Origin of the sequence: Enterobacter cloacae complex sp. BZL2005 (assembly GCF_049238885.1) — a bacterium.
Classification (GTDB): Bacteria; Pseudomonadota; Gammaproteobacteria; order Enterobacterales; family Enterobacteriaceae; genus Enterobacter; species Enterobacter roggenkampii.
The window spans coordinates 295,833-318,994 of the sequence record NZ_JBMKGI010000004.1 but is presented as its reverse complement, the minus strand read 5'-3'; the positions used below and the strand labels follow the sequence as shown (position 1 = coordinate 318,994).

Annotated in this window: 22 protein-coding genes; 2 read left to right on the top strand and 20 right to left on the bottom strand. The window is 54.6% G+C overall.

What is annotated here, in order from left to right; translation table 11 throughout:
- Positions 1–44 precede the first annotated feature (44 nt).
- From nlpE to ACOTXI_RS11000, 3 genes are read right to left on the bottom strand one after another with little or no spacing between them, the layout of a single operon-like run.
- Positions 45–743, bottom strand: coding sequence for an envelope stress response activation lipoprotein NlpE (nlpE, locus tag ACOTXI_RS11010; RefSeq protein WP_058654192.1), 699 nt, complete (start codon positions 741–743; stop codon positions 45–47).
- Between the two features lie 34 nt (positions 744–777).
- Complete coding sequence (gene arfB, locus ACOTXI_RS11005; protein WP_008501887.1) at positions 778–1,200, bottom strand: alternative ribosome rescue aminoacyl-tRNA hydrolase ArfB; 423 nt, start codon at positions 1,198–1,200, stop codon at positions 778–780.
- On the bottom strand, positions 1,197–1,742 hold the full coding sequence (locus ACOTXI_RS11000; protein WP_023293228.1) for a YaeQ family protein: 546 nt from the start codon (positions 1,740–1,742) through the stop codon (positions 1,197–1,199). The genes arfB and ACOTXI_RS11000 overlap by 4 nt, the downstream gene beginning before the upstream one ends.
- Before the next feature lie 196 nt (positions 1,743–1,938).
- Here ACOTXI_RS11000 and ACOTXI_RS10995 point away from each other — a divergent pair, with 196 nt between their 5' ends.
- Positions 1,939–2,139, top strand: coding sequence for a YaeP family protein (locus ACOTXI_RS10995; protein ID WP_008501889.1), 201 nt, complete (start codon positions 1,939–1,941; stop codon positions 2,137–2,139).
- On the top strand, positions 2,126–2,386 hold the full coding sequence (gene rof, locus ACOTXI_RS10990; protein WP_008501890.1) for a Rho-binding antiterminator: 261 nt from the start codon (positions 2,126–2,128) through the stop codon (positions 2,384–2,386). The genes ACOTXI_RS10995 and rof overlap by 14 nt, the downstream gene beginning before the upstream one ends.
- Before the next feature lie 28 nt (positions 2,387–2,414).
- Here rof and tilS read toward each other — a convergent pair whose 3' ends face one another.
- The 17 genes from tilS to frr all read right to left on the bottom strand — a co-directional run bounded on the left by tilS (position 2,415) and on the right by frr (position 23,159).
- Positions 2,415–3,704: a tRNA lysidine(34) synthetase TilS gene (tilS, locus tag ACOTXI_RS10985; protein ID WP_045335716.1), complete on the bottom strand. Its 1,290-nt coding sequence runs from the start codon at positions 3,702–3,704 to the stop codon at positions 2,415–2,417.
- A gap of 58 nt (positions 3,705–3,762) precedes the next feature.
- Entirely contained in the window at positions 3,763–4,152 is a 390-nt protein-coding gene (locus ACOTXI_RS10980) for a VOC family protein (RefSeq protein ID WP_023293230.1), read from the bottom strand.
- Between the two features lie 65 nt (positions 4,153–4,217).
- Positions 4,218–6,350 carry a lysine decarboxylase LdcC gene (locus tag ACOTXI_RS10975; protein WP_058654193.1) on the bottom strand — a complete coding sequence of 711 codons (2,133 nt, stop codon included), beginning with the start codon at positions 6,348–6,350 and terminating at the stop codon, positions 4,218–4,220.
- Positions 6,351–6,450: 100 nt separating this feature from the next.
- Positions 6,451–7,410: an acetyl-CoA carboxylase carboxyl transferase subunit alpha gene (gene accA, locus ACOTXI_RS10970; protein WP_008501895.1), complete on the bottom strand. Its 960-nt coding sequence runs from the start codon at positions 7,408–7,410 to the stop codon at positions 6,451–6,453.
- A 12-nt stretch (positions 7,411–7,422) separates the two neighbouring features.
- Positions 7,423–10,905, bottom strand: a complete 3,483-nt coding sequence (dnaE, locus tag ACOTXI_RS10965) for a DNA polymerase III subunit alpha (protein ID WP_008501896.1) — start codon at positions 10,903–10,905, stop codon at positions 7,423–7,425.
- A gap of 38 nt (positions 10,906–10,943) precedes the next feature.
- Positions 10,944–11,540 (bottom strand): ribonuclease HII, encoded by a 597-nt coding sequence (gene rnhB / locus ACOTXI_RS10960; RefSeq protein WP_008501897.1) that lies wholly within the window; start codon positions 11,538–11,540, stop codon positions 10,944–10,946.
- Complete coding sequence (lpxB, locus tag ACOTXI_RS10955) at positions 11,537–12,685, bottom strand: lipid-A-disaccharide synthase (RefSeq protein WP_008501898.1); 1,149 nt, start codon at positions 12,683–12,685, stop codon at positions 11,537–11,539. The genes rnhB and lpxB overlap by 4 nt, the downstream gene beginning before the upstream one ends.
- A complete protein-coding gene (gene lpxA / locus ACOTXI_RS10950) occupies positions 12,685–13,473 on the bottom strand; it encodes an acyl-ACP--UDP-N-acetylglucosamine O-acyltransferase (protein WP_008501899.1) in 789 nt (262 codons plus the stop codon). The genes lpxB and lpxA overlap by 1 nt, the downstream gene beginning before the upstream one ends.
- Before the next feature lie 3 nt (positions 13,474–13,476).
- Positions 13,477–13,932, bottom strand: coding sequence for a 3-hydroxyacyl-ACP dehydratase FabZ (gene fabZ, locus ACOTXI_RS10945; protein ID WP_010426706.1), 456 nt, complete (start codon positions 13,930–13,932; stop codon positions 13,477–13,479).
- Between the two features lie 102 nt (positions 13,933–14,034).
- The gene (lpxD, locus tag ACOTXI_RS10940; RefSeq protein ID WP_008501901.1) at positions 14,035–15,060 is read right to left on the bottom strand and encodes a UDP-3-O-(3-hydroxymyristoyl)glucosamine N-acyltransferase; all 1,026 of its coding nucleotides are present in this window, start codon (positions 15,058–15,060) and stop codon (positions 14,035–14,037) included.
- Between the two features lie 3 nt (positions 15,061–15,063).
- Positions 15,064–15,558: a molecular chaperone Skp gene (skp, locus tag ACOTXI_RS10935; RefSeq protein WP_008501902.1), complete on the bottom strand. Its 495-nt coding sequence runs from the start codon at positions 15,556–15,558 to the stop codon at positions 15,064–15,066.
- Between the two features lie 122 nt (positions 15,559–15,680).
- The gene (gene bamA, locus ACOTXI_RS10930) at positions 15,681–18,098 is read right to left on the bottom strand and encodes an outer membrane protein assembly factor BamA (RefSeq protein ID WP_008501904.1); all 2,418 of its coding nucleotides are present in this window, start codon (positions 18,096–18,098) and stop codon (positions 15,681–15,683) included.
- 31 nt (positions 18,099–18,129) lie between these two features.
- Positions 18,130–19,482 carry a sigma E protease regulator RseP gene (rseP, locus tag ACOTXI_RS10925; protein WP_008501905.1) on the bottom strand — a complete coding sequence of 451 codons (1,353 nt, stop codon included), beginning with the start codon at positions 19,480–19,482 and terminating at the stop codon, positions 18,130–18,132.
- Positions 19,483–19,493: 11 nt separating this feature from the next.
- The gene (gene cdsA / locus ACOTXI_RS10920; protein WP_008501906.1) at positions 19,494–20,351 is read right to left on the bottom strand and encodes a phosphatidate cytidylyltransferase; all 858 of its coding nucleotides are present in this window, start codon (positions 20,349–20,351) and stop codon (positions 19,494–19,496) included.
- Between the two features lie 12 nt (positions 20,352–20,363).
- The gene (ispU, locus tag ACOTXI_RS10915; protein WP_021240487.1) at positions 20,364–21,122 is read right to left on the bottom strand and encodes a (2E,6E)-farnesyl-diphosphate-specific ditrans,polycis-undecaprenyl-diphosphate synthase; all 759 of its coding nucleotides are present in this window, start codon (positions 21,120–21,122) and stop codon (positions 20,364–20,366) included.
- A gap of 186 nt (positions 21,123–21,308) precedes the next feature.
- Entirely contained in the window at positions 21,309–22,508 is a 1,200-nt protein-coding gene (gene ispC / locus ACOTXI_RS10910) for a 1-deoxy-D-xylulose-5-phosphate reductoisomerase (RefSeq protein WP_008501908.1), read from the bottom strand.
- Between the two features lie 93 nt (positions 22,509–22,601).
- The gene (gene frr, locus ACOTXI_RS10905) at positions 22,602–23,159 is read right to left on the bottom strand and encodes a ribosome recycling factor (protein WP_008501909.1); all 558 of its coding nucleotides are present in this window, start codon (positions 23,157–23,159) and stop codon (positions 22,602–22,604) included.
- Between the last annotated feature and the right edge of the window lie 3 nt (positions 23,160–23,162).

The following is a 23,162-nucleotide window of genomic DNA, read 5'->3' as shown; positions in this document are numbered from 1 at the left end:
AAAAACCCCGCTCAGGCGGGGTTTTTTAATGGCTCAGCGTCAGCTTATTTACTGTTACAGTCTTTACCCGCAACAAACTTCGCGTCTTTATCCGCCACCAGCGTTTTCACCATCTCTCCACTATCCGGGTTTGGCTCCAGCGTAAAGTGACCGTCCACCGTCAGCAATACCGGCTTGCTGTCATTGCCGCGCGCCACCGCGTAATCACGTTCAAGCTGCGCATTGTTTGCCACGCTGACCTTCTTAACGGTTGCGCAGTCGGTAAAGATCGCCGCATCCGCCATATAGAAGTACATCCCCCGCATCGCCATCGGCGTCGCGGGCAGAGCCGCTTTTACCGGCGCCAGCGTGTAGTTGAACTGGGATTCAATTGGATTGCCTTCACGATCCAGCATTTCCATCCCCTCGCCTTTGGCGCGGAAATAAGTTTTCTCGCCAGCGGTATCCGTCAGAACCAGCTTCTCCGCCGTTCGCGCCCATGTTCCATAAGTTGCAAAAGAAGAAGGCTCTTTTGCGCCCTGATAGCGCTGGTTCATCACCCAGGTGCCGTCTTTTTGCAGTAACAGGGACGTTTCAATGCCTTCACAGTCCGCGCAAGGCAATACGCCGCGCCAGCTCTGCTGCATCGGTTTTAATTCTTCCGTCTGCGTGGGTTGTAAAACCTGCGTTTCGGAGCGGTTGTTACACCCGAAAAGCGCAAACAGCGTACTCACTGCCAGCGCTGACCATAATGCTTTTTTCACAATGAATTCCTTATGAAAAGTGTGTTCCCTTTCGTCACTCTGTGGGGCGACGAACTTTACCGCGTAGTGCTTTCACTGTGGATTTTTGGGCCTTCGAGGCCAGCCGACGCTCTTTCGATGCGCGGGTTGGCCGCGTTGCCCGGCGGCTTTTTTGTACTGCCGTTAATTCTTTGATGACCGCCACCAGCCTGGCTATCGCAGCTTCCCGGTTGAGCTCCTGGCTGCGGTATTCCTGGGCTTTGATCACCATCACGCCATCGCTGGTGATCAGGTGATGGCTGGCAGCAAGCAGACTTTCTTTATAATACTCTGGCAGGCTTGAGGCCCGAATGTCAAAACGCAAATGGATTGCCGTTGAGGCCTTGTTGACGTGCTGCCCACCTGCCCCCTGAGCACGGATGGCGGTGATCTCCAGCTCGTTGTCCGGAATGCTGACGTTTCGGGACAAGACGATCATGAGGCCGGTTGCCACGCCGTCAAATGAATTTCCAGATTATTCTGAGAATCAGAGAGCCAGATGGCACCGTCCTGAATCGTCGCCTGCAACACCATGGTCCGGCTGGCAAAGTCGCTCAGCTGCGCCAGTTGCTCATCATCCAGATACCAGACCGTGAGATTTTTATACTGTCCGCACTTGCTCTTGTTTTGCTGCCACCAAATCTCCGCAGCGCGCTGATTATACGCGAATAAGGCCACTTCAGCGGACTGAGTGCAGGCCTTCTTAATTCTGCGCTCGTCCGGCAGTCCAAGTTCGATCCACAAATCGATACCCAGATGATCGTTGCGCAGCCAGGCTTCTGGCTCGTCTTCTGCGCTTAACCCACGGGTAAACTGCAGACGCTCGTCAGCGTACTTAATCCACGCCAGCAGGCGCAGCATCATGCGCTCCTGGGTTTCGGAGGGGTGGCGAGCCAGCGTCAGCGAGGCGTCCAGGAACTGGTTGCGATCGAGATCGGCCACATTGACCACTGCTTTATAAATTGTCGCTTTCAGCGCCATGAGAGAACTCCATTCGAATCAGGCGCTCATTGTAGCGAAAACCGCGGCAAAAGGCTGTTGTAGGGTGATAAATACACCGCTATCAAGGCGCTGATATTGCTTAAATGAGTATGGTATAGTCACCTTGCTAAACCGAGTTTATCTTCGTAGGCTTAATGATATCTCACAGTAAGTCAGTGCGCTGGCGGGAGGGGATGTGAATAATTATTGTGAGTTAATTCGCAAACGGTATGCGGAAATCGCCAGCGGAGATCTGGGGTATGTCCCGGACGCGTTGGGCTGTGTATTGAAAGTGCTTAATGAAGTGGCCTCTGATGAGAGCCTTTCAGAGTCGGTCAGGGAAAAAGCAGCGTATGCTGCGGCGAATTTACTGGTGAGCGATTATGTCGATGAATGATACTTATCAACCCATCAATTGTGATGACTATGACAACCTCGAACTCGCCTGCCAGCATCATTTATTACTGACGCTGGAGCTAAAAGATGGCGAAGTGTTGAAGGCGAAGGCCAGCGATCTGGTTTCACGTAAGAATGTGGAATACCTGATAGTGGAAGATGCCGGTGCGACGCGTGAGCTGCGCCTGGATAAAATAGCCAGCTTCAGCCACCCGCAAATCGGCACCGTCGTGGTGAGCGAATCCTGATGACATTAACGGGCAGCCTGGCTGCCCGTTACGCTTTCTGCCACTCAAACCTGACCCCCTCTTCCGCCCATCCCGCTTCCGTGATGAAAATGCCCGCAGCAGCAATCAATGTTTCACCATAGAACAGCAGCGGCGTGGTGTCGCGCAGCCACGGCGGCACGTTGCACTCCTGCCAGATTTTCTTCAGCTTGCGTCCCCCGTTGCGCCCGACAATATGCAGCATGCCGCCAGCCTTAAAGCGTACCGTTACCGGTTCTCCTGCCTCTGGCAGCCTCACATGACCAGACGGTATAAGAGAGACACGTCCTGCCTCACCGGGCAATATCAGCGGAAGCGCAGGAGAAAGCCAGTCGAGCACCACACTGGTCAGTGAGGACGTTGATTTTACCCACCAGAGTTCCCCTTTGTAGCGCCTTACATCAAAACCGTTCAGGTGGACGCACGGGGAAGCATCCTCCCGCGCCAGGGCAACCTCGTCCCAGATACGGTTTAGCATCGCCCGCGACGGCATCGCGGCGTGATGAGAGGCCAGCCAGCGCCGTATCAGTGCGGCGCGACGCACCGGGCTCATCGCTTTCAGCGGTGCAATCGCCAGCGCTCCGTCTTCAGAAATCAGTTCAGCCAGCTCGTCACTCAACAGCTCGTCCAGCAGCGATTCCTGTTCGGCGCACAGCATAGCACTTCTTGCCGTCGCGTCGGCGAAATGCGGCCAGCGCTCGCTCAATAGCGGGAGGACGCGCAGACGCAGAAAGTTACGGTCATAGCCATCATCCTGGTTGCTCTCATCTTCAATCCAGTTCAGCTGATGTTCTCGCGCCCAGGCCTCAAGCGAGGCGCGCGTCTCGCCAAGCAGCGGACGCAGTAACGTTGTACCGGCAAACTCAGAACGCTCAGGCATGGCTGAAAGCCCTGCCGGTCCGCTGCCCCGCTTAAGCGCCAGCAGAAAGGTTTCACACTGATCGTCCAGGTGCTGGGCCGTGACCAGCGCTTCTCCTGTACGCAATGCCCCGGCAAAGGCGGCATAGCGGGCTTTACGCGCCTGCGCCTCAATGCCCAGCCCTTCCTCTGCAAGCGTGACGCGCTCGACGAGAAGCGGGATCGCCCACGCCGCACACAAGGCTTCGCAGTGCGCCACCCACTCCTCTGCGTGAGGACTTAATCCGTGATGAATATGTATCGCCCGCAGCTGGACGTCAGGCTCCCGATCGCGCCAGCGCTTAAGGCGATGAAGCAGAACGGTGGAATCCAGGCCACCGCTAAACCCCACCAGCAACTGGCGGTACGGTGAAACGGCTTGCGCAATAGCGGGTAAGGTCATAGGGAATTACACATAAAAAATGCCCGAACTGAGCGGGCATTATCACACAGGATGGCGCTTACTGCTGATAAAGCTCCAGCGGCAGGCCGTCCGGGTCGTTGAAAAAGGTAAAACGCTTGTCGGTGAACGGATCGACGCGGATTGCTTCACACGTCACGCCGTGCGCTTCCAGATGTTTTACTGCGCTATCCAGGTCATCGACGCTGAAGGCAAGATGGCGCAGGCCACAGGCTTCCGGGCGGGACGGACGCGCAGGCGGAAAAGGAAAAGAGAACAGTTCAATCACATACTGCCCGTTTAACGCCAGGTCGCCCTTCCAGGAGTCGCGCTCCTCACGGTAGGCCTCGCTCAACAGCGTAAAGCCGAGAATGTCGCAGTAGAAGGCCTTACTCTTCGCGTAATCGGTCGCAATGATCGCAATATGATGAACCTGTTTTAAACCCAGCATAGCTTCTCCTTTTTATGATGCCTGAACGTTACAACCGAAAACCCGCACCTGGCAAGCGGTCACTCTTATTTTAGGACTCGCACCCAGTACACGCCGTTTTCGTCGCGCTTCGCACCGTGGATATCCGTCTCAAAACCGGGATAGTGACGCCCTACCGAACAGAGCATCAGCAGGAAATCGAGCACGGCCCGACTCTCTTCGGTAATCATCTCTCCCGGCATCAGGAGCGGTACGCCCGGCGGATACGGCAGGATCATGTTTGCCGATACGCGCCCAACCAGATTTTCCAGCTCGACGGTTTCGACCTCTCCCCTCACCTGGCGCTGCCATGCCTTGTGCGGGGTAAACTTCATCTCCGGCAACACATCGAACGCCTGTAGCATCAGACGCGGCAGATCGTGCTGACGGATCAGCCTGTGGATCCCCTGGGCCAGATCCTGAATACGCATATTGCGGTAGAAGTCAGGATCTTCCGCGTAGAGATCCGGCAGCATGTTCTTCACCCGCAGGTTGAGATCGTAGGCGCGCTTAAATTCCATCAGACCGCGCAGCAGCCCCATCGCCCGGGTTTTATCGATCCCGATGCTGAACAGAAACAGTAAATTATAGGGGCCTGTTTTCTCCACCACCACGCCGCGTTCATCAAGGAACTTCGCCACCAGCGCAGCCGGGATCCCTTCCTCACCCATCACACCCTGCTCATCCATACCCGGCGTCAGGATCGTCACCTTAACCGGATCGAGGAACATATGGTCACTATCGGCATCCCGGAAGCCGTGCCAGTCTTCGCCGGGCGAAACCGGCCAGCATTCTGCTTCATCAATCTCTTCCGGCTGCCAGATATCAAAGAACCAGCCGTCGGCTTCCTCTTTGAGCCGCTGAACCTCTTTACGGAAATGCAGCGCGCGCTCCACCGAACGGTTGATGAGACGTTTACCGGGATTGCCGCGCAGCATCGCCGCAGCCGTTTCGATAGACGCCACCAGCGGATAGCTTGGTGAGGTGGTGGTATGCATCATAAAGGCTTCGTTAAAGGTCTCTTCGTCGTATTCGCCTTTGATGTGAATCAGCGAAGCCTGGGAAAACGCGGCCAGCATTTTGTGCGTCGACTGCGTTTCGAAGAACACTTTACCCGGTACGCGTTCACCGCTCATGCCGCTTTTACCCGCGTAAATCGGGTGGAAATTGGTGTACGGTACCCACGCGGAATCGAAGTGGATCGACGGCACGTCCAAAGTCTTTTTGATCCAGTTCGTGTTGTACAGCAGACCGTCATAGGTCGAGTTGGTGATCACCGCATGGACAGGCCAGCCTGCGCCGGGCACTGCCGCGACCTTGCGTTCAATGGCTTCATGCGTGAACTCCCGCCGCGGAATACCCCCAAGAATACCGAGCGCGTTGCGCGTGGGCGACAGCCAGAGCGGTACAACGTCGCTCATCATCAGCAGGTGCGCCAGCGATTTATGGCAGTTACGGTCAATCAGCAGGGTGCTCCCCGCAGGCGCGGCATACATTCCGACGATTTTGTTCGAGGTCGAGGTGCCGTTGGTCACCATATAGCTCTGCTCGGCCCCAAAGGTGCGGGCGATATACTCTTCAGCTTCCAGATGCGGTCCGGTATGATCCAGCAGCGAGCCTAGTTCGGTGACTGAAATGGACACGTCTGCTTTCAGCGTGTTGCCTCCAAAGAAATCATAGAACAGGCAGCCCACCGGGCTTTTTTGGTAGGCCGTTCCCGCCATATGCCCAGGCGTACAGAAGGTATATTTCCCCTCTTTCACGTAGGTGAAGAGCGCCCGGGTAAAGGGGGGCGTAATGTTATCGAGATATTCATTCGTGTATTGCTGAATTCGGGTCGCAATGTCTTCCGCCACGCCGAGGGAATATTCAAAGAACCACAGCGCCATACGCATATCATTGGCGCTGACGTCCATGGTTGAGTGGGTATTAATAAACGCGTACAGCGGGAGATATTCGTTCAGCTTGTTGATGTCGCTGCACAGTTCGAGGTCATATTCATCCCAGTCGAAGATCACGCCGCAGATACGCGGGTTATGCTCGATGAACTTCAGCAGATCGGCGCTGTTGTGCGGCCAGATTAGCTGATACCCGCGCGACTGCAGGGCTTGCTCCAGCTCCTTAATCGGCTCATCTTTATAAAAGACGCCGTGTGGCCCCATAACGGCAATGATATTCATGGGCTTCCTCCTTAAAAAACATTAGCTAAGCATAGTCCGGCTAAACCGCAGGTATAAAAAAAGCCGCAACATTGTGCGGCTTTTCAGATAATTGTGAAGCTTACGCGTAACCGTAGGTCATCAGACGCTGGTAACGACGGTTGAGCAGATCTTCTTTGCTCAGCACGTCCAGATCCGCCAGGTCAGCCAGCAGCTGTGCTTTCAGAGAAGCAGCCATCACTTCCGGCTTACGATGTGCACCACCCAGTGGTTCCGGGATGATGGAATCGATCAGCTTAAGCTCTTTCAGGCGTGGCGCAATGATGCCCATCGCTTCGGCAGCCAGAGGCGCTTTGTCGGCACTCTTCCACAGAATGGACGCGCAGCCTTCCGGGGAGATTACGGAATAGGTGCTGTACTGCAGCATATTCACTTTATCACCCACGCCAATTGCCAGCGCACCACCGGAACCACCCTCACCGATAACGGTACAGATGACCGGCACCTTCAGACGAGACATCTCGCGCAGGTTGCGTGCGATGGCTTCAGACTGACCGCGCTCTTCCGCGCCCACGCCTGGGTAGGCACCCGGGGTGTCGATGAAGGTGATGATTGGCATGTTGAAACGCTCAGCCATCTCCATCAGACGCAGGGCTTTACGGTAGCCTTCTGGGGCTGGCATACCGAAGTTACGACGGATTTTCTCTTTGGTTTCACGACCTTTCTGATGACCAATGATCATCACCGGGCGTCCGTCCAGACGCGCGATACCGCCAACGATAGCTTTGTCGTCAGCGTATGCGCGATCGCCTGCCAGTTCGTCAAATTCGTCAAACGCCAGGCGGACATAATCCAGGGTGTACGGACGCTGTGGATGGCGTGCCAGCTGGGCCACCTGCCATGCGCCGAGATCGGCAAAGATTTTGCGCGTCAGCTCTACGCTTTTCTCGCGCAGACGATGCACTTCTTCGTCGATGTTAATATCCAGTTTTTCATCCTGACGGCTTACCGCTGTCAGAGAATCGATTTTCGCTTCCAGCTCAGCAATCGGCTGTTCGAAATCAAGGAAATTCAGACTCATAGTATTCCTGTATTAGTCAAACTCCAGTTCCACCTGCTCCGAACCAATGAGGCCACGGAGATCGTTCAGTAAACGATCGCTCGGAGAGACACGCCACGTTGCACCAAAGCGCAACCGCGCACGTGCATCCGCCCTCTGATAGTAGAGATGTACTGGAATTGTCCCCGAGCGGTGGGGTTCCAGAGACTGACGGAGTCGGTTTAAAAGCTGGTCATCAATTTGCCTGTCCGTCAGCGAGATAGCAAGCCCGCGAGCATATTTTTCCCGGGCTTCGTCAATGTCCATCACTTCGCGGGCGGTCATTTTAAGCCCCCCACTGAAGTCATCAAAGCTGACCTGTCCGCTGACGATAAGTATGCGGTCTTTTTCCAGCAATTGCTGGTATTTATCCAGCGCGTCGGTGAACAACATCACCTCCAGACGCCCGGAACGGTCATCCAACGTACAGATGCCGATACGATTGCCGCGCTTGGTGACCATAACCCTTGCAGCAATCACGAGCCCCGCAGCCGTGGTGATTTTACCACGTTCTGTCGGATGCATGTCTTTTAGCCTGTGGCCGCCGACATAGCGCTCAATTTCTTTAATGTACTGGTTGATCGGGTGACCCGTCAGGTACAAACCTAACGTTTCACGCTCGCCGTCCAGCACCACCTGTTCTGGCCACGGCTGGCAGTTGGAATACGACTGCTCAATCTGCTCCGGCTCTTCCGCCAGCACCCCGAACATATCCGCCTGGCCAATGGCTTCCGCTTTTGCGTGCTGATCCGCCGCTTTCAGGGCGTCGCCCAGCGAGTTCATCAGCGCGGCGCGGTGCGGCCCCAGCCTGTCGAACGCGCCGGACATGATCAGTTTTTCCAGCACGCGGCGGTTCAGCTTTTTGGTATCGGTACGGGCGCAAAGATCGAATAGCTCGCGGAAATACCCGCCGTTGTTGCGCGCTTCGATGATCGCCTCGATCGGCCCTTCACCTACGCCCTTGATCGCGCCGATCCCGTAAACGATCTCCCCGTCGTCGTTGACGTGGAAATGGTAGAGACCTGAGTTAATATCCGGCGGCAGGATCTTCAGCCCCATGCGCCAGCACTCATCCACCAGGCCCACCACCTTCTCGGTGTTGTCCATATCGGCGGTCATTACCGCAGCCATAAACTCCGCAGGATAGTGTGCCTTCAGCCACAGCGTTTGATACGACACCAAAGCATAGGCGGCTGAGTGAGATTTGTTAAATCCGTACCCGGCGAATTTCTCCACCAGGTCGAAGATTTTCATCGCCAGCTCGCCGTCAACGCCGTTTTTCTTCGCCCCGTCTTCAAAGATGGAGCGCTGCTTGGCCATCTCTTCCGGCTTTTTCTTACCCATCGCACGACGCAGCATGTCCGCGCCGCCGAGCGTATAGCCGGAAAGCACCTGGGCGATCTGCATCACCTGTTCCTGATACAGGATGATGCCATAGGTTGGCTCCAGTACCGGCTTCAGGCTTTCGTGCTGCCACTGAACGTCCGGGTAGGAAATCTCTTCGCGCCCGTGCTTACGGTCGATAAAGTTATCTACCATCCCTGACTGCAAAGGGCCCGGACGGAACAGGGCCACCAGCGCGATCATATCTTCGAAGCAGTCGGGCTGCAGGCGCTTAATCAGATCTTTCATGCCGCGGGATTCAAGCTGGAAGACAGCGGTGGTCTCCGAGCGCTGCAGCATGTCGAAACTTTTCTTGTCGTCCAGCGGGATGGCCGCGATATCCAGCGGCGGCTCGCCGTTCTTCTCGCGGCGGGCGTTGATCATCTCCAGCGCCCAGTTGATGATGGTCAGCGTACGCAGGCCAAGGAAGTCGAACTTCACCAGCCCGGCGTATTCTACGTCGTTCTTGTCGAACTGGGTGACCGGATGCTGGCCCGCTTCATCGCAATACAGCGGCGCGAAGTCGGTGATTTTGGTCGGGGCGATAACCACGCCCCCCGCATGCTTACCGGCGTTACGCGTGACGCCTTCCAGCTTGCGCGCCATGTCGATCAGCGCTTTGACCTCTTCGTCCGCTTCATAGATTTCCGGCAGCTGCGGTTCAGCCTCAAAGGCTTTTGCCAGCGTCATGCCCGGATCGGGCGGCACCAGTTTAGAGATGCGATCGACAAACCCGTACGGGTGGCCCAGCACGCGGCCCACGTCGCGGATAACCGCTTTCGCCGCCATCGTACCGAAGGTAATGATCTGCGATACCGCATCACGGCCGTACATGTCGGCCACGTGCTCGATCACCTGGTCGCGTTTCTCCATGCAGAAGTCGACGTCGAAGTCGGGCATCGAGACACGTTCCGGGTTGAGGAAACGTTCGAACAGCAGGTCGAACTCCAGCGGATCGAGGTCGGTAATTTTCAGCGCATACGCCACCAGCGAACCTGCGCCGGAGCCACGCCCCGGCCCAACCGGCACGCCGTTATCCTTCGACCACTGGATGAACTCCATAACGATCAGGAAGTAGCCCGGGAAGCCCATCTGGTTGATCACCTGGAGTTCTATGTCCAGGCGTTCGTCATACTCCGGGCGACGCTTTTTACGCTCTTCTTCATCCGGGAACAGGAATTCCAGACGCTCTTCCAGACCTTCTTTCGATTTCATGACCAGGAAATCTTCCGTGGTCATGTCACCCGTCGGGAACTGCGGCAGGAAGTATTCGCCAAGGCGGACGGTGACGTTGCAGCGCTTGGCAATCTCTACGCTGTTTTCCAGCGCTTCGGGGATATCGGAGAAGAGCTCACACATCTCCTCCTCGCTGCGCATGTACTGTTGTGCGGAGTAATTACGCGGCCGCTTCGGATCGTCGAGGGTAAAGCCATCGTGGATTGCCACGCGAATTTCGTGAGCGTCAAAATCGCCCGCCTCAAGGAATCGCACATCATTGGTGGCCACTACGGGCAGGCCACGCTCCTCTGCGAGCGCCACCGCGGCATGAAGATAGCTCTCTTCATCCTGACGGCCGGTACGGATCAACTCCAGGTAATAACGATTCGGGAAATATTCTTCATAGAACGAGACGCATTGATCCACCAGCGCGCTGTTACCGCGCAGCAGGGATTTTCCGACGTCCCCCATCCGGCCGCCTGAGATCAGGAGCAGCCCTTCGTTCAGTTCAGCCAGCCAGTCGCGGTCGATCCACGGTCCCAGCGCGCCGTAACCGCGCTGATAGGCTTTGGAGATCAGCAGCGTGAGGTTTTGGTAACCCGTGTTGTTCATCGCCAGCACGGAGATTTGCGTCAGTTCATCCCCGATGAGGTCGCTCTGCACGTGGAAATCTGCACCGACGATCGGCTTCATCCCCGCGCCGTGCGCCGTTCCGTAGAACTTCACCAGACCACACAGGTTGGTAAAATCGGTGATCGCCAGCGCAGGCATGCCAAGCGAGGCCGCCTTTTTTACCAGCGGCCCGGTCTTCGCCAGCCCATCGATCATGGAGTAGTCGCTATGCACCCGCAGGTGTACGAAACGTGGTTCAGCCATCTTCAGATTCCGCGTTACTTAATTGCTTGCGTAATGATTCAGGACACCCGTCCCAGGGCGCGTTTTACCGGGCCAAAACTGCGCCGATGGTGTTCGGTTGCGCCATGTTCAGCCAGCCTCTCCAGGTGGAAAGGTGTGGGATATCCCTTATGCTGGGCGAAACCATACTGAGGGTAAGTGAGATCCAGCGCGGCCATTTCGGCGTCGCGTGTCACTTTGGCAATAATAGAAGCTGCGCTAATTTCTGCGACCCGGCTATCGCCTTTGACCACTGCCATTGAAGGCATGGGCAATGCCGGACAGCGGTTGCCGTCAATCAGGACATATTCAGGGGAAATTTTCAGCCCCGCCACCGCACGCTGCATCGCCAGCATCGTGGCATGCAAAATATTCAGCTCGTCTATCTCATGCGGTTCAGCGCGCCCGAGGCTCCAGGCCAGCGCTTTCTCCTGAATCTCACTAAACAGCGCCAGCCGGCGCTTTTCAGACAATTTTTTTGAGTCATTCAGCCCGACGATCGGCCGAGCCGGATCGAGGATCACCGCAGCGGTCACCACGGCTCCCACTAACGGACCACGACCCACTTCGTCCACACCCGCCACAAGGTGGGTGTGAGGATAAACAAATTCCATCATTTTGCTAACTCCAGCACCGCATCGGCCGCTTGCTCATCAGCATTACAGCGGATCAGTTGATGCAGTTCGCGGAAGGTATCGTGCATCTGGTGGCTGGTTTTACCGTTGGCGAGCAGCGGCAGCAGGGCCTCCGCCAGCGCCTGCGGCTGGCATTCATCCTGCAGCAGCTCTTTCACCAGCTCGCGACCCGCAAGCAGGTTTGGCAGGGAGACGTAATCTGTTTTCACCAGACGTTTTGCCAGCCAGAAGGTAAACGGCTTCATGCGGTAACCGACCACCATCGGGCATTTCGCCAGCATACACTCCAGCGCCGCCGTGCCGGAGGCCAGCAGTGCGGCATCGCTCGCATACATCGCTTCCCGCCCCTGCCCGTCCAGAAGACGGACGTGAAGATCCGGGGCAACGTCAGCTTTGATGCGCTCAAACTGCTCGCGGCGTTTGGCATTCACCAGCGGCACGACCACTTCAAGATCGGGATAGGTCTGGCGAAGAAGTTGCGCTGTCTTAAGAAAATCGGCGCTCAGCATCTCAACTTCTGCGCCACGGCTGCCTGGCAGTAAGGCCAGACAGTGCACATCATGCGGGATGCCCAGCGCGTCGCGCGCCGCGTTTTTATCCGGATCCAGTGGCATCGCATCCGCCATGGTATGACCGATAAAACGGCACGGAACATTAAATCTGTCGTAAAACGCTTTTTCGAAAGGCAGGAAAGCCAGCACCAGGTGGGTGGACCGTCCGATTTTGAAAACGCGTTTCTGTCGCCACGCCCAGACGGATGGACTGACGTAGTGAATCGTCTTAATGCCCTGCTTTTTCAGATTCCCTTCGAGGGTAATGTTGAAATCAGGTGCATCGATACCGACAAACACATCGGGTTTGAGTTCGGTAAAGCGGCGGGTGAGATCGGCACGGATGTGCAGCAAACGGCGTAACCGCCCCAGCACCTCAACGATCCCCATCACGGCCAGCTCTTCCATTTCATACCAGGCTTCACAGCCTTCGGCCTGCATCAGCGGGCCAGCAACACCGACAAAGCGAGCATTGGGTACGCGTGCCTTAAGCGCACGGATGAGACCGGCACCAAGAATATCGCCGGAGGTTTCTCCGGCGACCAGGGCTATCGTAAGCGGACGACTGTCGACCATTAACGAATCAGACCCCTTGTTGAACGGTCAAAGAACTCCATGAACGCGTCCACTTCCGGGTGCTTTTTCGCCAGTTCGGCAATTTCCGGCTTCGCCTCTTCCAGCGTTTTACCGCTACGGTACAGCAGTTTGTACGCGTTGCGGATGGCAGTAATCGCTTCGCGACTAAAACCACGACGCTTGAGGCCTTCGATGTTCACGCCAAACGGCGTGGCATGGTTGCCCTGCGCAATCACATACGGTGGGACGTCCTGCGCCACACCGGAGCATCCGCCGACCATCACGTGCGCACCAATGATGCAGAACTGATGGACTGCGGTCATGCCGCCAATAATTGCGAAGTCATCAACTGATACGTGTCCTGCCAGCGTGGCATTGTTGGCAAGGATACAGCGGTCACCCACGGTACAGTCGTGCGCGATATGCGCATTCACCATAAACAGGTTATCGCTGCCCACCTTCGTCAACCCACCACCCTGTACTGTTCCACGATGAATGGTGACGCTTTCGCGAATACGGTTACGATCGCCGATTTCCACACGGGTCGACTCACCAGCATATTTCAGATCCTGGTTAACTTCGCCGATGGAGGCGAACTGATAGATCTCGTTATTGCAGCCAATGGTCGTGTGACCATTCACCACAACGTGAGATTTCAGCACTGTACCCTCACCAATTTCGACATGGGGTCCAACAATACAAAACGGGCCAATGTGGGCGTTAGCACCAACGATGGCACCCGTTTCCACAATGGCGGTAGGATGAATAAAGGCGGATTTATCAATCACGTATCAGGACTCCCGGCTACGAGCACACATCATCGTCGCTTCGCAAACAACTTTACCGTCAACCAGCGCTACGCCTTTGAAGCGAGTCAGGCCACGACGCGTTTTTTCAAAAGTGACTTCCATGATCATCTGATCACCAGGTACGACAGGGCGCTTAAAGCGCGCTTCGTCAATACCCGCGAAGTAATACAGCTCACCGGGTTCCAGTTTACCGACGCTTTTAAACGCCAGAATACCGGTAGCCTGAGCCATCGCTTCCAGAATCAACACACCCGGGAAGATAGGTTTACCAGGGAAGTGCCCCTGGAAGAACGGCTCATTCACGGAAACATTTTTCACTGCGCGCAGAAAACGACCTTCTTCAAAATCCAGCACACGGTCTACCAGCAGAAACGGGTAGCGGTGCGGCAGAAGTTCTAAAATCTCTTCAATATGCAGAGTATGAGTGTCAGTAGTCAAAATACTCTTCCTGTCAAAATGTACTGATAACAATAATAACACGGCCTGCCGGTTTATTAGAAAGCCGACAGGCCGGGAAAAATAGCGTTAAACGGATGACGCTTAGTCTTGTTGATCGATCTTGCGCTCAAGGGACTTGAGGCGCTTGCTCATATCATCAATGTTCATCACCAGAGCTGCTGTTTTACGCCATACCTTGTTGGGCTGGAGCGGAATGCCGGAGGAATAGACGCCAGGTTCAGTGATAGGACGCATTACCATGCCCATTCCCGTCACGGTCACCTTGTCGCAGATTTCCATATGGCCATTAATCACGCTCGCACCGCCAATCATGCAATAACGGCCAATTTTCAGGCTGCCCGCCATGATGACGCCACCCGCAACCGCGGTATTGTCGCCAATCACAACGTTATGCGCAATCTGGCACTGGTTATCGATGATAACACCATTGCCAATGATCGTGTCGTCAAGCGCGCCACGGTCAATGGTGGTACAGGCGCCGATCTCCACGCGATCGCCAATAATAACGCGACCAAGCTGCGGGATCTTAACCCAGTTACCGCGATCGTTAGCGTAACCAAAGCCATCAGAACCAATCACGGTACTGGACTGGACGAGGCAGTTTTCGCCAATTTCAACGTCATGGTATACGGACACATTCGCCCATAAACGGGTCCCGGCGCCGATTTTCGTATTTTTCCCAACGAAGCAGCCCGGGCCAATGACGACGTTATCGCCCAGCTCGACGCCGGATTCGATAACCGCATTCGCACCAACGGCGACGTTGTTACCCAGCCTGGCCGTCTCATCAATCGCTGCGCTGGCAGCAATGTTCTGGGCCGGTTGCGGCGTGGTATCAAGAATTTGAGCCATGCGGGCATACGTCAGGTAGGGGTTTTTCACTACCAGCGCGCTTACAGTGGCAAATGGAAGATCGTCCTGCGTCAGAACAACAGCTGACGCCTGGCATTGAGCCAGTTGCTCACGGTACTTAGGGCTTACCATGAAGGTAATCGTGCCAGCTTTAGCAGATTGCATGGACGCAACAGCGGTGATGACGATATCGCCATCACCGTGTAATTCTGCATCCAACTGCTGAGCTAAATCAGCCAGTCGAATTGAAGGCATTACTTATTTAACCTGTTTCAGAACGTCAGCAGTGATGTCTTTAACATCTTTGCTGTTGAAAGCAACGGCGTTCGCATCAACAACCAGATCGATGCTCTGATCGGCAGCCACTGCTTTAACAGCGGTCTGAATGCGAGTCACCAGCTTGCCGCGTTCTTCGTTAGAACGACGCTGACGATCCTGCTCGAAAGCCTGCGCTTTCTGGGAGAACGCCTGGCGCTGAGCCATTACGTCTTTTTCCAGCTTGCTGCGGTCGCTTGCCTTCATGGTAGAACCATCACGCTGCAGACGCTGCATTTTGGACTGAAGATCGTTTTCCATACCCTGCAGTTCGCTTGCACGGCCTTTGAATTCGTTTTCCAGCGTCGCAGAAACACCTGTTTTCTGTGCAACCTGCTGGAACAAATTACCCATGTTGACGATTGCAATTTTGTCTGCTGCCTGAGCAGAAGTTGCCATCGCTAAACCGAGACCTGCAGCTAATAACCACTTTTTCACAATTAACTCCTTACCATCCCATTGGCACCAGAAGGTACCGTTCTTTGCGTGGCAAGGCGACCGTATTACCGATCGCCAGTTGTCAGCGCTACACTGCCAACGCATTCCTTTGCAGCGGATTATTACCAGGTTTTACCAATGTTAAACTGGAATTGCTCCGCTTTGTCTCCATCATATTTCTTAAACGGCTGGGCGTAAGAGAAGACCAACGGCCCCAGCGGTGACATCCATTGTAATGCGATACCGGCAGACATGCGAATATTGCTCGGATCGCTGTAGTCAGGAACGCCAGCTGCACGCATCTGGGCAGTGTTCTCCCAGTTGGTATCCCACACCGTACCCGCATCCCAGAAGAAGGATGTACGGACGGAGTTCGCATATTTATCACTAATAAACGGCGTTGGCGTGATGAACTCCAGGCTCGCCACGGCCATAGCGTTACCGCCGACTGCGTCATCAGAACTACAGACTTCTGATGAGGAAGACTTATCGCAGTTATCTTTGTCGTTCCCGCCGTAGTAAACCGCTTTCGGACCAATGTTGTTGGACTGGAAGCCACGAACGGTACTGGAACCACCGGCATAGAAGTTTTCATAGAACGGCATCTCTTTGCCGCCTAAACCATCACCATAACCCCAACGGGTACGACCCAGAACCACCCACTTGTGATCGTCATCGATCGGGAAGTAGGACGCAGTATCGAGCGTCACCTTATAGAACTCGTTATCGGAACCCGGGACGGTAACTTTACCGTTCAGGTTGACGCGAGAACCTTCCGTTGGGAAGTAACCACGGTCGAGACGGTTATAGGTCCAGCCGTAGTTGAAGGTGAAGTCATCTGCAGCGAAACCGTTGTTATCGCTGTTTTTGCTCGCCGACTGGCCAATAGAGTCCAGGTAACGCCACATGGCCACCTGCGGTTGCATATTGGACAGGTCGTTATGCACGTAACCTAAGCCCGCTCGCAGGGTGTTGTATTCGTTAATCGGGAAGCCAAGCGTTCCGTCCACACCGTAACTCTTGTTGGTGTAAGAGGACAGATCCGCATCGTCGGCTTTAAAGTCGTTATAGAAGATACGACCGCCCAGGCTCACACCGTCAACGGTGAAGTATGGGTTCGTTACAGAGAACTCAGAGTAGGTCTGATAGTCGTTTTTGGTACCGTTAATTCCGACAGAGTAACCCGTACCCAGCCAGTTATCCTGCTGCACGCCAACCTGGAAGCTGACGCCGCTTTCAGTACCGTAGCCCACACCAAAGTTAAAGCTACCGGTGTTACGCTCTTTCACTTTATAAACGACATCAACCTGATCCGGGCTGCCCGGTACGCGCTGGGTATCAGTATCAACCGTTTCAAAATAGCCCAGACGGTTCAGACGCTCTTTACCCTGATCAACGAGATCGCTACCTAACCATGCGCCTTCCATCTGACGCATTTCGCGACGCAGAACGGAGTCTTTGGAGGTGTCGTTACCGACGAAGCGGATCTTACGCACGTAGAAACGGTTACCCGCGTCAACATTCACGTGCAGCTTAACGGTTTTATCCGCGTCATTGATTTCCGGCTGAGTCTGTACGCGCGGATAGGCATAACCATAGCGGCCGAGCAGCTTCTTAATGCTGTCTTCCATTTTGGTGACTTTGGATCCGCTATAGAGATCGCCTGGCTGAATTTTGGTCAGCGATTCGATTTCAGCAGAATGCCCCGCCAGGTTACCGCTCACCTCAACACCCGAAAGCTTGTACTGATCGCCTTCCGTGATGTTGATCGTAATGTAGATGCCTTTCTTGTCCGGCGTCAGGCTCACCTGCGTCGAGTCGATGTTGAAACGCGCGTAACCACGATCCAGATAGTAGCTGCGCAGGGTTTCAAGGTCGCCCGCCAGTTTCTGTTTCTGGTATTTGCGATCGCCCACCACGTTCCACCATGGCACTTCATCGCGAAGCTGGAAGGTGGAGATCAGTTCGTCAGTGCTGAACGCGTGGTTACCCACAATGTTGATCTGCTGAATCTTCGCAGAGACACCTTCCTGGAAGACCAGCTTCAGGTCAACACGGTTACGCGGCAGCGGAGTCACAACCGCTTTCACGCTGGCGCTGTATTTACCGACGCTGTAGTAGAAGTCTTCCAGACCTTTTTCAATGTCTGAAAGGGTTGTGCGGTCCAGAGACTCACCCACACGAACACCGGATGCTTCAAGGTTTTGCTTGAGCATGTCATCTTTCACCGACTTGTTACCGGAGAAAGTGATACTGGCGATCGTTGGACGTTCTTTTACCTGTACCAGCAGGGTATCACCATCACGCAGGACGCGGACATCCTCGAAGTTGCCGGTGGCAAACAGAGCACGGATGGTATTACTGATATCATCATCATTAACCGTATCGCCGGGGCGCACAGGCATACTGAGGAGGGCCGCACCAACGGCGACACGCTGAAGGCCTTCGAAATGAATGTCTTTCACTACGAACCCGTCAGCACCGTATACGGTGGCGCTGCTAAACAGCAGCGACGCTATGAGCAACTTTTTCATCGCCATCGTTATTATGCGTTCTTCCTAACTAACTCTCTTACAACCGAGAGAAATCATTGAAAAGTGCAAGCCCCATTAACAGCACCAGCAAAATCGAGCCAATGCGATAACTAAAGTCTTGAACTCGCTCGGATACCGGCCCGCCTTTTAGCTTTTCAATCGCTAAAAACAGCAGATGACCCCCGTCTAAAACGGGAAGCGGGAACAGGTTGATTATCCCAAGGTTCACGCTAATGAGCGCGAGGAACATGAGATAGTAAATCACCCCGAATTCCGCTGACATCCCAGCCCCCTGGGCAATCGAAATTGGCCCACTGAGGTTGTTCAGTTTCACATCACCGGTTATCAATTTCCCCAACATGTTGACCGTCAGCTTCATCAGTTGCCATGTTTTATCCGTGGCTTCAAGGATGGCGCTGAACGGCCCATACTGGCGTATTGTCTTGTACTCATCTGGCAGCGGGATCACTTTTGGCACAACGCCTGCAAACCCTTCTGCCTTCTTGCCGACCGACTTCGTATCCGGGATCAGCGTCAGCGAAAGCGGACTGCCTTGCCTTTCAACTTCCAGCGCGAGAGACGTACCCGGATTATCGCGCACCAGAGTAACAAAGGTCATCCACTCTGTTAATGGTTGACCATCGACTTTAACGATCCTGTCGCCTGCTTGCAAACCCGCTTTGCTCGCCGCCGAGTTTGCCTGTACTTCGGCTAATACCGGCTCGATCTGCGCGCCGCGCGGACGAATGCCCAGCGCAGCGACGGGATCCTCTTTGTCTGGCTCGAAACGCCATTGACGTAAATCGAGCACTTTGTCCTGACGGGCGTCTGACCCAAATGGCGATACGCTGATGGTGGTCTGCGGATCGCCAATTTTAGCAACCAGCTGCAGTCGCACGGCATCCCAATCAGGGGTTTCGATGCCATCAATCGCTTTAAGTTCCATCCCGGATGTAATTTGCGCACTCGCCGCGATGGAGTTGGGGGCAATGTCACCTACTACCGGACGCACGCCAGGGACGCCGATGATAAACACCAGCCAGTAAGCGAAAATCGCAAAGATGAAGTTGGCTACCGGTCCGGCAGCGATGATGGCGGCGCGTTGTCCAACGGTTTTATTGTTGAATGCGCTGTGTCGCAGTTCAGGCGCGACAGGCTCGACGCGTTCGTCGAGCATTTTGACGTAGCCGCCCAGCGGGATAAGGGCGATGACAAATTGCGTACCGTGGCGGTCGGTGCGCGTCCAGAGTGATTTACCAAAACCGATGGAAAACCGCTCTACGCGCACGCCACAGCGGCGAGCAACCCAGAAATGGCCAAATTCATGCACGGTAATCAGTACACCCAGTGCAACTATGAACGCCGCCAGATTCCAGAGAATGCTCAGCATAAAACCTTCCGTTAAATCGTCCCGAATACCAGTAAAAGCAAACACGCAAACACTGGAACAGCCGCTGTCAGGCTATCAATGCGATCCAGTATACCGCCATGCCCTGGAATCAGGTGTCCACTGTCCTTAATCCCTGCTTCACGCTTGAACATACTTTCGGTTAAATCACCGAGCACGGAGGCAAGCGCAGCAAAAATCGAGCACACCAGCAGTATTGATGGTGCCACTTCAAGATTCGCCCAGACGCCGTAGCCCCAGGAGATGATCGCGGCCGTAAACAAACCGCCGATAAATCCTTGCCAGGTTTTGCCCGGAGAAACCTTCGGTGCCAGCTTATGTTTGCCAAACAGTTTACCAAACATATAGGCCCCGGAGTCAGCCCCCCAGACGAGAATCATCACATAAAGCAGCCAGATCGCACCGCTGTAGTGGTTTTCGTCGTAGTGCCAAGCGCGCAGCGCAACCATACCCCAGAAAAAAGGAATAATGGTGAGCAAACCAAAAATCAGTCGCAGCACTTTTGAATGACGCCACAACGCCGCGGAGCCGGGATAAAACAGCACCAACAACAGCGCGGCAACCCACCAGGCCAACGATATCCACAAGGAACCAGCCACCAGAGGCTGATGAATATCATGATGATATTCAGGCAACGTGAACAGCATTACGGCCAGGATAAAGCCACAAAGTACCGCAAGCCATACTCGCTGCGTACGCGAGGTAAAGCCGCTAAACTGTCCCCATTCCCACGCGGCGAGCATGCACACCACCAGCGTAACAATAGCGAATCCCACCGGGGGCAGTAAAAACAGCGCCGCAATGACAATGGGTATTAATACAAAAGCGGAAATCAGGCGATACTTCAGCAAAAGCTACCCCCATCAGGCGTTGTCGCCACCAGGCTCGGTGCCGCCGAAACGACGCTCTCGATTGGCAAAGGCATGCAGCGCACCTTCAAAGTCTTGTTCATCAAAATCGGGCCAAAGAACATCTGTAAAGTAAAGTTCGGCATAGGCAATTTGCCATATCAAAAAGTTACTTATGCGATGTTCTCCCCCTGTCCTAATTACTAAATCCACAGGTGCCAGTTCATTCATGCAGATTTGCTTGCTCAGCGCTTCTTCATCAATTTGGTCGGGTCTCAACAGCCCTTCCTGAACCTGTTCGGCGAGATGCCGAACGCCCTGGATAATATCCCAGCGTCCGCCGTAATTCGCCGCAATATTCAGCGTCAGACCGGTATTATTTTCAGTCAGCGCCTCTGCTTTACGAATCCGTTCCTGCAAACGTGAGTTAAAACGACTGGTATCGCCAATGATACGCAGGCGGACGTTGTGGCGGTGCAGGCTTTTTACTTCGCTGTCTAGCGCCCACACAAACAATTCCATCAACGCAGTCACTTCCTGCAGCGGTCGATTCCAGTTTTCACTGCTAAAAGCATAGAGCGTTAACGCATCAATGCCGTTATTGGCGGCAAAAGAAACGGCGCGGCGAACGGATTTCGCCCCAGCTTTATGCCCAAAGGCTCGTATCTTCCCTTGTCTTTTCGCCCAGCGGCCATTGCCATCCATAATGATTGCTACATGACGGCAGCCATGAGCTGGCAAGTTTTCGCTTATTGGTTGATTCGCAGACAACATAACGCGTTTTTTGTCCCTGAAAAGGATTTAACGGTACTCAGGAATACTGAAGCCGATACATAAAAAAGCCGTGTCAAACCACGGCTCACCTGACCACGTAAAGTCAAATACCTGCGATCAGGTGGCGCAGACTATATCACTGAAGCCCAACGCTAACAAATAGCACGACGACTAGTGGTTGCTTTATCACCAGCTTGCGAGACGTGTCACCTGTTGGCGCGCAATATTACGCGCAGCTGCATCCACCGTCAGCACCTCTTCCACGCTCTGTGGTTCGCGCAAATCCATCATCTCCAGTACCGATAAATTTAACGCCGCAATATCGGTAAAACGAATTTGCTGATTCAGAAATGCTTCAACGGTAATTTCATTGGCTGCGTTCAGTGCCGTTGTCGCCGCCTGCCCCTGGTCAAAGGCCGTCATTGCAAGCTTCAGACAAGGGTAACGGTCATAGTCTGGTTCACTGAACGTCAGGGAACTTAGCTTGCAGAAATCAAGCGGCTTCACGCCGGACTTCACTCGATTCGGCCACGCCATGGAATGGGCAATCGGCGTACGCATGTCCGGCTCGCCCAGCTGCGCCAGCACGCTGCCATCCTGATAACGCACCATCGAATGAATCACCGATTGCGGGTGAATCAGTACTTCCATCTGTTTCGCTGACGCATTAAACAGCCAGCGCGCTTCAATGTATTCCAGACCTTTGTTCATCATGGTGGCAGAGTCAACGGAGATTTTACGCCCCATCGACCAGTTCGGATGACGGCACGCCTGATCCGGCGTCATCGCACGCAGTTCAGACAGTGGCGTTTCACGGAACGGGCCACCAGACCCGGTAAGCAGAATCGACACGACGCCATTCTGCTCCAGGTCAGCGTACCCCAGATTCTGTTGAAAAGGTTGCGGTAAACTCTGAAAAATCGCGTTGTGCTCGCTGTCGACGGGCAAAAGACGCGCCCCGCGCTGCTTCACCGCCTCCATGAACAGGCGTCCGCAGGTGACCAGCGACTCTTTATTGGCCAGCAGAACGTCCTTACCGGCATCAATCGCGGCAAGCGTCGGCAATAATCCTGCCGCCCCGACAATGGCCGCCATCACCTGATCCACCTCATCCAGCGCCGCCATCTCGCAGGCCGCCTGTTGGCCACTCAGCACCTCGGTTCGACTGCCCTTCTCAAGCAGCTGTGCTTTCAGCAGGCGCGCGCTCTCTTCGTCATCCATCACCGCATAGCGGGGCGTAAACTCCAGGCACTGCTCAACCATTCGCTGCACATTCTTACCGGCCACCAGCGCTGTCACGGTGTAAAGTTCAGGATTATGGCGAACAACGTCGAGAGTGCTGCAACCAATAGAGCCGGTTGAGCCAAGGAGTGTTAAATGCTTCATGAGATGCCCGAAAAGTTAGACCAGATAAAAGCAAAACGCCGCCAGCAAGACCCAAAGTCCCTCTGAACGGCGTTTATCAGTGTACGACAGAAATCAGAACTGCATCAGTTCCGCTTCTTTATCTGCCAGCGCCGCATCAATTTTCTTGATGGCAGCGTCAGTCATTTTCTGAATGTCGTCCTGAGAACGACGATCGTCATCTTCACTGATCTCTTTTTCTTTCAGCAGCGCTTTGACTTTATCATTCGCGTCGCGACGGACGTTACGCACGGATACACGACCCTGCTCAGCTTCGCCACGTACCACTTTGATCAGGTCTTTACGACGCTCTTCGGTCAGCGGTGGCAGTGGAACGCGGATGTCAGCACCCGCAGAGCTTGGGTTCAGACCGAGGTCAGACGCCATGATCGCTTTCTCAACCGCCGGGCCCATAGAACGATCGAATACGTTGATTTTCAGCGTACGGGTATCTTCTACCGTCACGCTCGCCAGCTGACGCAGAGGGGTTGGCGTACCGTAGTACTCGACGATGATGCCATCCAGCAGGCTTGGGGAAGCACGGCCAGTACGGATTTTGCTGATTTGGGTTTTGAACGCTTCTACGCATTTTTCCATGCGTACTTCAGCATCTTTTCTGATGTCGTTAATCACGTT

Coding starts and splice junctions, on each gene's coding strand:
- ACOTXI_RS11000 (WP_023293228.1), bottom strand. CDS start 1,742: ATGGCGCTGAAAGCGACAATTTATAAAGCAGTGGTCAATGTGGCCGAT.
- lpxD (WP_008501901.1), bottom strand. CDS start 15,060: ATGCCTTCAATTCGACTGGCTGATTTAGCTCAGCAGTTGGATGCAGAA.
- lpxB (WP_008501898.1), bottom strand. CDS start 12,685: ATGGTCGACAGTCGTCCGCTTACGATAGCCCTGGTCGCCGGAGAAACC.
- dnaE (WP_008501896.1), bottom strand. CDS start 10,905: ATGGCTGAACCACGTTTCGTACACCTGCGGGTGCATAGCGACTACTCC.
- tilS (WP_045335716.1), bottom strand. CDS start 3,704: ATGACCTTACCCGCTATTGCGCAAGCCGTTTCACCGTACCGCCAGTTG.
- accA (WP_008501895.1), bottom strand. CDS start 7,410: ATGAGTCTGAATTTCCTTGATTTCGAACAGCCGATTGCTGAGCTGGAA.
- ACOTXI_RS10980 (WP_023293230.1), bottom strand. CDS start 4,152: ATGCTGGGTTTAAAACAGGTTCATCATATTGCGATCATTGCGACCGAT.
- rseP (WP_008501905.1), bottom strand. CDS start 19,482: ATGCTGAGCATTCTCTGGAATCTGGCGGCGTTCATAGTTGCACTGGGT.
- ACOTXI_RS10975 (WP_058654193.1), bottom strand. CDS start 6,350: ATGAATATCATTGCCGTTATGGGGCCACACGGCGTCTTTTATAAAGAT.
- ispU (WP_021240487.1), bottom strand. CDS start 21,122: ATGTTGTCTGCGAATCAACCAATAAGCGAAAACTTGCCAGCTCATGGC.
- arfB (WP_008501887.1), bottom strand. CDS start 1,200: ATGATCGTCTTGTCCCGAAACGTCAGCATTCCGGACAACGAGCTGGAG.
- rof (WP_008501890.1), top strand. CDS start 2,126: ATGTCGATGAATGATACTTATCAACCCATCAATTGTGATGACTATGAC.
- rnhB (WP_008501897.1), bottom strand. CDS start 11,540: ATGATGGAATTTGTTTATCCTCACACCCACCTTGTGGCGGGTGTGGAC.
- bamA (WP_008501904.1), bottom strand. CDS start 18,098: ATGGCGATGAAAAAGTTGCTCATAGCGTCGCTGCTGTTTAGCAGCGCC.
- ispC (WP_008501908.1), bottom strand. CDS start 22,508: ATGAAGCATTTAACACTCCTTGGCTCAACCGGCTCTATTGGTTGCAGC.